Source organism: Carnobacterium pleistocenium FTR1 (genome assembly GCF_000744285.1).
Classification (GTDB): Bacteria; Bacillota; Bacilli; order Lactobacillales; family Carnobacteriaceae; genus Carnobacterium_B; species Carnobacterium_B pleistocenium.
The window spans coordinates 1,794,691-1,806,535 of the sequence record NZ_JQLQ01000002.1; the positions used below are offsets into that span (position 1 = coordinate 1,794,691).

Annotated in this window: 13 protein-coding genes; 4 read left to right on the top strand and 9 right to left on the bottom strand. The window is 32.9% G+C overall.

Translation table 11 applies throughout. The features are described from left to right. Nucleotides 1-2 precede the first annotated feature (2 nt). Nucleotides 3-563, bottom strand: coding sequence for a GNAT family N-acetyltransferase (locus BP17_RS08830; protein ID WP_232219610.1), 561 nt, complete (start codon nt 561-563; stop codon nt 3-5). 230 nt (nt 564-793) lie between these two features. Between BP17_RS08830 and BP17_RS08835 the strand changes: the two genes are divergently transcribed. Next, nucleotides 794-1,288, top strand: a complete 495-nt coding sequence (locus tag BP17_RS08835; RefSeq protein WP_035053581.1) for a GNAT family N-acetyltransferase — start codon at nt 794-796, stop codon at nt 1,286-1,288. 59 nt (nt 1,289-1,347) lie between these two features. On the opposite strand, the gene BP17_RS08840 is transcribed toward BP17_RS08835, so the two are convergent. Genes BP17_RS08840 through BP17_RS08850 form a run of 3 tightly spaced genes read right to left on the bottom strand, consistent with a single transcriptional unit; the run spans nt 1,348 to nt 2,882 of the window. Further along, a complete protein-coding gene (locus BP17_RS08840) occupies nt 1,348-2,040 on the bottom strand; it encodes a 5'-methylthioadenosine/adenosylhomocysteine nucleosidase (protein ID WP_035053583.1) in 693 nt (230 codons plus the stop codon). Nucleotides 2,041-2,059: 19 nt separating this feature from the next. Then, on the bottom strand, nt 2,060-2,311 hold the full coding sequence (gene macP / locus BP17_RS08845; protein WP_035053585.1) for a cell wall synthase accessory phosphoprotein MacP: 252 nt from the start codon (nt 2,309-2,311) through the stop codon (nt 2,060-2,062). Nucleotides 2,312-2,330: 19 nt separating this feature from the next. After that, nucleotides 2,331-2,882, bottom strand: a complete 552-nt coding sequence (locus BP17_RS08850; RefSeq protein ID WP_035053588.1) for an NUDIX domain-containing protein — start codon at nt 2,880-2,882, stop codon at nt 2,331-2,333. Nucleotides 2,883-3,159: 277 nt separating this feature from the next. Here BP17_RS08850 and BP17_RS08855 point away from each other — a divergent pair, with 277 nt between their 5' ends. From BP17_RS08855 to BP17_RS08865, 3 genes are all read left to right on the top strand, one after another. Continuing rightward, entirely contained in the window at nt 3,160-3,864 is a 705-nt protein-coding gene (locus BP17_RS08855; RefSeq protein WP_051910510.1) for a 5-bromo-4-chloroindolyl phosphate hydrolysis family protein, read from the top strand. 19 nt (nt 3,865-3,883) lie between these two features. Continuing rightward, entirely contained in the window at nt 3,884-5,104 is a 1,221-nt protein-coding gene (locus tag BP17_RS08860; protein WP_035053590.1) for a toxic anion resistance protein, read from the top strand. Between the two features lie 361 nt (nt 5,105-5,465). After that, nucleotides 5,466-5,714: a GlsB/YeaQ/YmgE family stress response membrane protein gene (locus tag BP17_RS08865; protein WP_408605787.1), complete on the top strand. Its 249-nt coding sequence runs from the start codon at nt 5,466-5,468 to the stop codon at nt 5,712-5,714. A gap of 373 nt (nt 5,715-6,087) precedes the next feature. Here BP17_RS08865 and BP17_RS08870 read toward each other — a convergent pair whose 3' ends face one another. The 5 genes from BP17_RS08870 to dapF form a co-directional block, all read right to left on the bottom strand. Then, nucleotides 6,088-7,785 carry an ABC transporter ATP-binding protein gene (locus BP17_RS08870; protein ID WP_198022558.1) on the bottom strand — a complete coding sequence of 566 codons (1,698 nt, stop codon included), beginning with the start codon at nt 7,783-7,785 and terminating at the stop codon, nt 6,088-6,090. A 97-nt stretch (nt 7,786-7,882) separates the two neighbouring features. After that, complete coding sequence (locus tag BP17_RS08875) at nt 7,883-9,661, bottom strand: ABC transporter ATP-binding protein (RefSeq protein WP_035053594.1); 1,779 nt, start codon at nt 9,659-9,661, stop codon at nt 7,883-7,885. A gap of 30 nt (nt 9,662-9,691) precedes the next feature. Beyond that, nucleotides 9,692-10,192, bottom strand: coding sequence for a MarR family winged helix-turn-helix transcriptional regulator (locus tag BP17_RS08880; RefSeq protein WP_232219611.1), 501 nt, complete (start codon nt 10,190-10,192; stop codon nt 9,692-9,694). A 262-nt stretch (nt 10,193-10,454) separates the two neighbouring features. After that, the gene (locus BP17_RS08885; RefSeq protein WP_035053596.1) at nt 10,455-10,655 is read right to left on the bottom strand and encodes a cold-shock protein; all 201 of its coding nucleotides are present in this window, start codon (nt 10,653-10,655) and stop codon (nt 10,455-10,457) included. A gap of 163 nt (nt 10,656-10,818) precedes the next feature. Then, a complete protein-coding gene (dapF, locus tag BP17_RS08890; RefSeq protein ID WP_198022559.1) occupies nt 10,819-11,841 on the bottom strand; it encodes a diaminopimelate epimerase in 1,023 nt (340 codons plus the stop codon). Nucleotides 11,842-11,845: the final 4 nt, after the last annotated feature.

The following is an 11,845-nucleotide window of genomic DNA, read 5'->3' on the forward strand; positions in this document are numbered from 1 at the left end:
GTTCATTTAGCTTTTTCGTTTTGCGTATTATTTTCCTGATACTCAAAGCGGTATGGTATCCATTCAAAATCAACTACCCGCTCACCACCAGTAAAAGAACTTTCACCCGTCTTTACAAACCCTATTTTTTTTAAAATGTTTTGTGACTTTTTATGATATAAATAAGTTTTAGCTCTTACTAACTTAATTTCCTCACAATCCAGCCACTTTAAAAAGGCTTGCGCTCCTTCTGTTGCATACCCATTCCCTGCATAAGCTTCTACGATTCCATAACCTAACTCTGCTTCCATAGTTAGTTCGGGGGTGCCTTGCGCACTCACTTCTCCTATGATTTTATTTTCAGATTTAAGTACAATTAGATGGGTCCATTTCTCTTTAGTTTTATTCTCTTTTACGGCTTCCAATACATAAGGTAAATAAAAGAAAAATTCTATACCAGGCCATTCTTCTGCAACACCATATCCAGACACTTCACTTAATCTATTATCACCAATAAGAGTAGCTTCAATATATGATAACTGATAAGGTACAAGTAGTAGACGCTCTGTTTCTAATATTTTCATCACTATTAGCCTCTTTCCTGCTTATGTAATACCTGATGAATTGTAACTAAAGGTGATACATTATACTTCACTAGTTTATTTTAAAATGATTACGCTTTTATAGCAACCTTGTTTTACTTTTTTTGAAAACTATATAATATGAAAATTAAAATACATTTTATTTTATTGAGTCACGTGATAAAATTGCAATGTATTTTATTTTTCAAAAAAAAATTAAGTGAGGTCTTTATATGAAAGTAATTGAAACAAGAGATGCACAATTAATGGCTAAACTAGGAAACATCATGCAAGACCATCACAAGAAACTATATCCCGATTTTTTTAAACCTTACAATGAGAAGAATATCATGCATCATTTTCAAGAAATATTTGAAAATCCAAAACAACAAATCTTTCTTTGGGTCGATGACCAAAAAGAGTCTGAACCAATTGCAGCTTACCTATGGTTGGAAGAAGAAATTGTACCTGAAACGGTATACCGCTATGGGTACACTCGATTGTACTTACACCACGTCTTGATCATGCCTACATATCAAGGCAAAGGTTTGAGTAAAGTACTTTTGAATTTTGCTGATGATTTTGCAATAAAACAGGGTATTACACAAGCGGAGCTTCATTATTGGTCTCAAAATGAAATTGCAAAAAACCTTTATCCTCAATTAGGTTATGAGGTTTATACTGAAATAGCTTATAAGCAATTAGAAAATCATTCTCCAAATTTTTAACCGTGAAAAAAGGAAGAAACAGGTATAAACCCTCTGTTTCTTCCTTTTGCTTTAATAAATCAAACTAAATTTTTAACTAGCTCTATTACCATTTCACCAGATTTCTTGCCTGCTTCAATAATAAATTCATCAAAACTCATTCCTGCTTCTTCATCTGCTACATCAGACATGGCTCTTACAATAACAAAAGGCTTCTCAAACTGGTAACACACTTGAGCAATCGCTGCCCCTTCCATTTCAGAGGCTAATGCATCTGGAAAGTAATGTTTGATTCGTTGAACAATTTTTTTGTCAGCAACAAAAGAATCGCTTGTGACAATTAACCCTTGTACTGTTTCTAAGCCTACTTTTCTAGCCGCTTCTTTAGTTTGCGCCACAAGAACACTATCCGCTTGATAACGAGCCGGCATCTGTGGAACTTGCCCAATGACATAATCAAAAATAGTTGCATCAACATCATGATAGGCTAGTTCAGTTGAAATAACGACGTCTCCTACAGCTAAACCTTCTCCAATTCCTCCAGCAGATCCTGTGTTGATAACTGCATCTACTTCATGTTTAGCTAATAATAACGTTGCAGAAATTGCTGAGTTCACCTTACCTATACCAGATTGAACTAAAACCACTTCGGTCTGTTCAATTTTACCAGACGTAAATGAGGCATTAGCCTCTATCCACTCGTGTTTATCTCTCATACTATTTTTTAGTACTGTTACTTCCTCTTGCATGGCACCAATAATTCCAATTTTCATCGTTCAATTCCTCTCTAGTTTAAAAAATGAAGACAATTGCTAAAACAATAATCAATAAAACCGTTACAACCAAAATAATCTTATCTAATTTGCGACCTCTATCACGAATTTTATCATTTTCACTTTTGCGACTCTTTGTAACAAGGCCTTCTTTTTCTAATTTCTTTTGGTATTTGTGCTCTACTTGTTTGCGTTTCTTATCTCTTTCTTTTTGCGTTTTTTCATTCAATTGATTATCTTTTTTAATTTCTGCTCTAGTTTTTAGATTCATCTAACAAAATTCATCCCTTCTATTTCTTTGTAACTAATTTTAATTTCCAAGCAATAAGAGCATATACTGTTTTCGCATCATAAATCAAATGTTTTTCATAGGCTTGCCAAGCTTCATCAAAAGTTAAGTAAACTAGTTCAATAAACTCGTCTTCATCTTGAGCAAGAGGAGTTTCAACTTTCGTTAGTCCGCGAGCTGTATAAATATAAATCAATTCATTAGCAAATCCAGGTGAAGTGTAAAAAGAAGTTTCTAATTCAAATGATTCAGCATGGAATCCTGTCTCTTCTTCAAACTCTCTTTTCCCAGTTTCTAAAGGACTCTCATCGGTCAAATCAATTTTTCCAGCAGGTATTTCTAATAATACTTGTTCAACTGCTTTGCGATATTGTTTAACAAATATCATTTTCTCATCAGCCGTGATGCCCATAATAGCCACTGCACCAGGATGCTTAATCAATTCTCTAGTGGAGGTCTCTCCATTAGGCAATTGAACAGTATCGACTACAAAATCAATTAAATGACCATTATAAATCGTCTTGCTGGAAAGTGTTTTTTCTTCAAAGTCCATTAAAAATTCCTCCTTAGATCATTTATACTTTCGTCTTATCATACCTTTCATCTTCTTTTTTTTCAATTAAGTTAGTATTCTGCAACTTCTTTCACTACTAATATCTTAATTTTTTATAAAGGATTTTTCTGTTGCCTGTTTCTAGCTCCACTTCAATCGTTTTAACAAGAAATCATGCTTAGGTCTGATAGCAGTTTTATAGTCATTTATGCTAAAATAGATTTAAAGAAATAAGCTTAAAACTATCAAAAAAAATAAAATTAATGGAGTGAATTATATGAAAAAAAATATAAAAAATATAGGAGATATTTTTTACTACACTTTAATAGCTATAACAACTATTCTAATTTTCCTTGTCGTTTACTCTCTATTCAATGTTGGATTCATTTGGTCATTAATTATCAGCCTTGGCATAGGAGCATTTTTTATTTATACGCAATCACTAGATGGAACTTCTGATTCTGCTAAAAAGCTAAACCGTTTATCTGCCGAAAAAGAAGCTTTTTATAAATCTAAAGGTATGACAAAAGAAGAGATTCAATTCTTTAGAGAAACCATGCATACTGCTAAATTAAAGTTATTGCGCTTAGAAAAGAATTTAAACGGTATTTCTAAACTTGAAGCAATTGAGAAACGAAACAATACTGTTCAGTTATCTAAGTCTCTATTCAAAGGAATTACAGCAGAGCCAAAACGATTGCATGAAGTAAATAAGTTCTTGTATGTACACCTTCCTTCTCTAACAGATTTAACGGATAAGTATTTAGAAATCAGTCAACATGAAGTGAAAAATAAATCTACTTTTGATATTCTTGACGAAAGTGCCTCTACAATCGATGAAATGTGCCAATTGATTGCTGAAGATTATGTTCTTTTCAAATCTGATGATTTTGAAGATATGGCCATTGAGGTAGAACTTGCAAAGAAAGCTATTGAACGCGATAATGGACATACACAATCAATTGAATCAGAAGAATTATAATCTTTAAGGAGATGGTAAGATGGACAAAGAAAACGAAACACAAAATCAACCTTCTACAGTTAAAGAGATCGACTCTGAATTAGAGAGTTTATTAGCTAATCCATTTGGAGATGTCTTAGAAAATGCTCCTGTATTACAAAAGCAAGAACAGATTGAAAAAGAAATGGTACAAACCGAACAAGTTCCCCGCTTAATTGATAGTTTAAGCAAGGAACGTCAAGAACAAGCTAAGACTTTAGCTGAACAAATAGATGTGACAAATGCTCAATCCGTTATGATGTATGGTTCAGCTGCTCAACAAAAACTTGGTGAATTTTCTCATTCAATGTTAAATCATGTACAAAACCAAGATACCGGAGAAATTGGTGATACTCTAAATGATTTAATGTATCGTTTGAATGAAGCTAACCCAGAAGATTTAAGAGCTGAAGACAGTAATGTATTCAAAAAAATATTTGGTCGAGTAAAGAAATCAATTTATGAGATGACTGCAAAATATCAAAAAATTGGCGCTCAAATCGATAAAATTTCAGTAAAATTGGATAAGGAAAAAACTGGTTTATTGAATGACAACCTAATGTTAGAACAACTTTACAATAAGAATAAAGACTATTTTGATGCTTTAAATATTTATATTGCCGCTGGGGAATTAAAAATTGATGACCTGCTTAATAGCTTAATTCCAGAAGCCGTTAAAAAGGCTGAAACTAGTACAAACCAAATGGATGTGCAAATTGTAAATGATTTGAATCAATTCTTAGATCGTTTAGAAAAAAGAACACATGATTTGAAACTTGCACGTCAAATGACGATTCAACAAGCTCCACAAATTCGTTTGATCCAAAATACCAATCAAGCTTTAGCAGAAAAAATCCAATCCTCTATAAATATGGCTATTCCTTTATGGAAAAATCAAATTGCGATTGCTCTCACTCTGCTCCGTCAAAAAGATGCAGTTACTGCTCAGAGACAAGTATCTGAAACAACAAATGATTTGATGAAGAAGAACTCTGAAATGTTAAAAATTTCTTCTATTGAAACAGCAAAAGAAAACGAGCGAGGCATTATTGATATTGAAACCTTGCAACAAACACAAAATGATTTGGTTGAAACATTACAAGAAACATTGCAGATCCAACAAGATGGACGGATCAAACGGAAAGAAGCTGAACGAGAATTATCAGTCATGGAAACTTCTTTACGAGATAAATTATTAGAACTTACAACAGACAAACAGTAAAAACTATATCTAGACGATAAAATGATACTTTCTATTTTATTATCTAGATATTTTTTTATTATTTTTGACTCTAGGTCAAATGGTGTGGGTCCTTCAAGAATAAATTTCTTCTGGAATGTTCAAGTTTGCTTATAGAAAGCCACAGAACCAACAAAAGTCAATTTAGATTTTCAACTGTCTACAAGTAATACCTCTTCCTTCAGAAATTTCCAAGTATATAATTCACCTGATCTAACAACCCTAAACTAGCTCTTTTTTGTAGACCTATATTAGAATGAGCATATTATTTGATATGTGAACATCTTGTGACTATACTAATAGTTGTACTAAAGAATAACTTTTTTTGAAGGAGGAAATTATTATGGGATTTATTTGGTCCTTAATTGTAGGTGGAGTTTTAGGAGCTATCGCAGGTATGATAGTTGGAAAAGATGTGCCAGGAGGTATCATCGGAAATATAATTGTTGGTTTTATTGGATCATGGATCGGTAGTTCGTTATTAAGCGACTTCGGACCTGTTATTGGTGGTTTTGCGATTATTCCAGCATTACTTGGAGCTGTTCTTTTAATTTTTATCTTCTCATTTATTATTGGAAGACGTAAAGGTTAATTAAAAATAACAAAAAAACAGTTCAAGAAAGAAACTTCTTTCTTGAACTGTTTTTTGTTCGTCCTTAAATACCGCAAAAAGCTATTTTTAAGCAGCTCAACTCTATTTAATAGATACATTATAGACGGAAATCTTTAGAGGTCTTCTATTGGCATTATTAGCTCTCTTGCTATATTAGTTTAAGGCAACTTTATTTTAAGTTTGTTTAATTAATGGTGGTATTGTTTCAAAAATTTCTTTTTAAATAAATAGGTTTGCTTTTTTGGAGATATTGGTTATATCCGAAAGATGCTGTAATTGATTTGACAATTCAGAACATAAAAAAATGTGAATGAATTTCTTCATCCACATTCCAAAATGTATAACTTTTATTTTACTCTTCTTCTTGATCAAACTGACTGTTATAAAGATCAGCATAAAAACCATTTTGCTGCAACAAGATATCATGGCTTCCACTTTCTACTACGTCCCCGTCTTTCATAACAATAATCAAATCTGCGTTTTTAATGGTAGACAGACGATGTGCAATAACAAAAGAAGTTCTTCCATGCATTAATCGGTCCATTGCTGTTTGAATGATTAGTTCAGTACGTGTATCAACTGAACTTGTTGCTTCATCTAAGATCAACAAAGGTGCATCTGCTACCATTGCACGAGCAATAGTCATTAATTGTTTTTGTCCGGCAGACAAACTTGTGGTATCATCTAAAATCGTATCATAACCGTGTGGTAATGTTTGAATAAAGTGATCTACTCCGACTGCTTTACAAGCGTTGACTACTGTTTCATCGCTTACACCTTGTTTGCTATAAATAATATTTTCTCTAACTGTTCCTTCAAATAACCAAGTGTCTTGTAACACCATACAGAATTGTTCATGCAACGCACTACGCGAAACACTTGAAATTGGTGTTCCATCAATGTAGATTTCTCCACTATCTACCTCATAGAAACGCATCAACAAGTTAACTAAAGTGGTTTTACCAGCACCCGTAGGACCAACAATAGCAATTTTTTGTCCAGCCTTAGCTTCTAGAGAGAAGTCTTTAATAATTTGTTGCCCTGGATTGTAACCAAATTTAACATGTTCAAATGTCACATTTCCTGCAACATTACCTATTGAAGTTGGTTTACCAGTTTCTATTTCTAATTCTTCCTCTTCTAAAAAATTAAAAACGCGTTCGCTTGCAGCTGCAGCGGATTGCAAACTTGTAAAGGCTTGTGCAATTTGTGCTAGAGGTTGAGTGAAGAAACGAATATACAGCATGAATGCAACAATTACTCCAAAAGTAATATAATCATTAAATGCCAAGTAAGCTCCTACCACACAGACAACTACATACCCAAAATTCCCAATAAAGCTCATTAAAGGCATCATTAGACCTGAAATATATTGAGACTTCCAAGCACTATCAAATAATGTGTTATTAATTTTATCAAATTCTTCAATTGCCGCTTCTTCGCCATTAAAAGCTTTCACAATATTATGGCCAGTGTATATCTCTTCAACGTGTCCATTTAATTCACCCAAACTTTTTTGCTGTTGACTGAAGAATTTTTGTGATTGCTTAATAATCAGTGCCATTAAAGTAAATCCTAACCCAGTTGATAGAACAGCTGAGATTGCCATAGGCACATTCGTATAAAACATCATAATCAATGATCCAACAAATAAGCTGATAGCTGTCACTAATTGTCCTAAACTTTGGTTTAACGTTTGGCCAATTGTATCAATATCATTTGTCACGCGACTTAAAATATCTCCATGATTATTGCTGTCAAAATAGCGAAGTGGTAAACGATTTATTTTTTTTGAAATATCTGTACGCAATTTTTTGGTAACATTTTGAGTAACAGTCGCCATAATAAAGCCTTGGAAGTAGGATAAAACAAACCCAAGAACATAAAGGGTAACTAAAAATAAACCAATATTTTTTATTTTTTCTAAATCAATTTCTCCTGTAATTCCTGCAGTAATTATATCGGTAACTTCACTAAGACGGTCAGGACCAACTAAATTGAATACTGTACCGATAATCGCAAAAACAAAAGCTATTAGAATGTGCCACATATATATTTTACAATAACCCGCTAATTTACCAATAGATTCTTTGAAATTATCGGGTTTTTTCCCTGCTAATGATCCATTTTCTGAAACTTTTGTATTTTCACTCACCTGCTAATTCCTCCTTAGAAAGTTGAGAATAAGCAATGTCTTGATAGACTTCACATGTTTGCATCAATTCTTGATGTGTACCAATTCCAACAATTTTTCCTTCATCTAAAACAATAATTTTATCTGCATCACGAATCGTACCAATTCGTTGAGCAACAATCAATTTGGTTGTATCTGCTAATTCTGTATTTAAAGCTGCACGTAGAACACGATCCGTTTTATAATCTAATGCTGAAAATGAATCATCAAATACTAAAATTTCAGGTTTACGTGAAATTGCACGTGAAATTGCTAATCGTTGACGTTGTCCACCAGAAACGTTGCTACCTGATTGAGAAATGGAAGCATCATACTCGTCTTCCATTTTTTCAACAAAATCCTTACTTTGAGCGATTTCAATTGCTTTTTTAAAATCGGCATCCGTTATTTCATGTCCAGCATCCCCATAACTCACGTTTGAGCGAACCGTTCCACTAAATAAAAATGCCTTCTGAGGAACAAATCCAATTAAAGAGTGAAGCATTTTTTGCGTGTATTCTTTAATATTATGTCCATTAACCACTATTTCTCCACTTGATACATCAAAAAAACGAGGAATTAAATTGACCAGAGTACTTTTACCGCTACCAGTGGACCCAATAAAAGCAACTGTTTCCCCAGTATTTGCAGTAAAAGAAATATTTTCTAATATAGCTTCAGTAGCATCTGGGTACTGGAAACTAACATTTTTGAATTCAACAATTCCTTTTTGATTATTAGTTGACTGTGTTAAAGTTCCATCACTAATAGTTGCTTTTGTATTTAATACTTCTCTAATACGTCCTGCTGATACAGAGGCTCGTGGCAAAATAATAAAGACAACTGTTAACATCATGAATGAAATAACCACTTGAACTGCATAAGAAGAAAATACAACCATATCACTAAATAAAGTAATGCGTTCTAACGCACTTGATTCATTCACTAGTTGAACATTGTTGATCAAGTAAGCACCAATCCAATAAACGGATAAACTTAATCCACTCATAATCAGTGTCATTCCTGGCGCTATAACAGACATAGTTCTAGTAATAAATAAATTTGTACTTGTTAATTTAGTATTCGCCTCTTCAAATTTTGCTTCTTCAAAATCTTCCGCATTGTATGCCCGAATCACACGTAACCCAGTTAGATTTTCGCGTGTAACCCGGTTTAAATTATCTGTTAGATCTTGGATAATTTTAAATTTAGGTAAAGCGAACAATACGACGATACTTATAATTACTAATAATAATGCTACTGCTCCAGCTGTTGAAAGTGTCCACTCCCAAGACTTATCTACTATTTTTGTAATGGCCCAAATAGCTGTAATTGGGGCTTTAATTAGCACTTGCAAACCAAGTGCCATAGCCATTTGGATTTGTGTTACATCATTTGACGACCGGGTAATCAAACTTGCAGTAGAAAAATGATTGATCTCTTCCATTGAAAATCCTTCAACTTTTGTAAATACTTCTGATCTTAACGTACGTGAAAGACCAGCTGCTACTTTTGAAACAAAGTATACTGTTATAAAAGATGCGGCTAAACTGCCTAAAGCGCATATCACCATGTATCCGCCATTCTTGTAGATATCTTGCATTTCTGAACCGGGTATTTGAATAAGTTGAGTAATTTTAGACATGTATTCTGGTAATTCTAAGTCCAAATAGACTTGAAGAACGATAAAGATGAAACTAAATAAAATCATCACCCATTCTTTTCGTTTTAAATATTTTAATATTTTTAGCATAGTCGTTCTCCTTCATCCATATATAAAATCTTACTTTATATCTTTCAACATATTTTGTTGCATTTTAAAAATTATTAAAAAAAACTGTTCAAGTTCCTCTTCAGTTAAACCCTCTGACAATAAATTTTCAATTCTTTGAAATTCTTTATTTACTTCTTCAACTAAGTTTTGACCTTTAGTTGTTAATTGTAATTTTTTCATTCGTGCGTCTTTTTCACTCGAAATACGCTCAATTAGTTCTTTTTCTTCCATGTTTTTCAGCATCTTTGAAGTAGTAGATCGGCGCATTGAAAACTTTTTTTCAATATCTTTTTGAAATATATCCTCATTCTTAAATTTATTTAAAAATCCAAGAATCATTGCATGCATCTTAGTCGTAGGGAAAATTTTATCCTCACTTTTACTGGACTTAATATTTCTCTGAATAAAATTCATTAATTTACGCATTTCCATTCCAATTTCTTTTTTATCATATTCTTCATCAAAATGAATTTTTCTCACCCCAGTCTTTTCTACTATTTTATTAGACATTTAATGAGCAATATATTGTTAGCACGCTAACAATAATAACTTGTTACTAATTTTAAGTCAATAGAAACATCTAATCTTTTGAAAATATATGCAGTAAAACATAAAAAAACTGACCCCCAAACATTAGATTTTTAGTCTAACAGTCGGGGGTCAGCATAACAGATTCTTTATCTGTTGGTACTTTTTTATAGTAATATACTTGACCATATTATTGTATTTTAAATATCTAATTATGATAAAAAAATTCTAGCTAGAATCGAAATTAAAGTTTCACAACGTTTGCAGCTTGCGCTCCTCGGTTTCCTTCAACGATTTCAAATTCAACTGCTTGTCCTTCTTCTAATGATTTAAAACCTTCACCTGTAATTGCACTGAAGTGGACAAATATATCATCTCCACTTTCAACTTCAATAAAGCCAAAACCCTTTTCACTATTAAACCATTTTACTGTCCCTTTTTCCATAATTAACCTTGCCCCCAATTAGTCATTTTGCAATTGATTCTCTTTTGTAGCTACTTGCCTTTTCAACAAAAATAAAATCGATTGCAAACTTATTGTAACTCAGTGTTTTTTATTTTGCAAGGGGTTACTTTTCTTTAATAGAGCCGTTTTATTAAAGAGATTACTAAAAATTAGAAAGGCTTTCAATAAATTCACGGTAAACTTTATCTTCACCAAACGATTCAATACGAGCGTTATCTAATTTATGTTCCAAAATATCTTCTAATGAGATAGAAACTTTGTTAAGGAATGTCGCATTTCCAATTAAATCCATCCAGTAAGTCCCATCTTCTTTTTTATGAACGATTGTTTGAACCATTCCACCAGGATTTTTCACTTGAATTTTTTCTTCTAAAATACCGTCTTTTAGTAATACATATATTAAGCTGCTCGCTGCCATTGCTGTTCCACAAGCATTTGTGAAACCGACACCTCTTTCGAATGTACGAACAAATATTTCTTGATTAGCTAGTTCTTCCACAAAACTAATATTTACTCCATCAGGGAAATAAGGATTCTTTCCGTTTAAATATCTTGCAAGTTTTTCAAACAGTGGGCTAGTCAATGTCTCATGATCAACAAAACTAATCAAATGAGGATTTGGAACTGCTACCGCTGAAAATCGCAGACTAGTCGATAACTCTGGTAATGATTGATCAATAAAGTTTTTCGATTCCCAATTAAAGGGTAACTTTTCTACGTCAAAAGATACCGGAGAAATTTCAACTTGAAAAGTTTGAATGTTTTCCCCTAACGCCTCCGCTTTTTTCACCTGTAAATCCGCGTGCATGGTTTCAACAACAAATTCATCTACCTTATTCTTTTCTGAAAGGTAACGTGCAATCGTTCTTAAGCCATTTCCACACATACTTGCTTCACTGCCGTCATAATTGATCACTCTCATGCTTTCGCCTGACTCTTTTCGCTTAGCTGCACCTACTAAAAGAACGCCATCAGCACCCTTTAAAAGACCCGTACTACGATCTGAAATATTTTTCGTTACTGCTACTAACTCATCTTGCGTTAAAGGTCTGTCAAGCAAGGTTTCATCTAAAATAAAAAACTCGTTTTCTGACCCATGGACTTTAATCAATTCTAATTGCACTTTAATTGTACCTCCTACTTTTTCTTTACCATATTTTACCATTTCA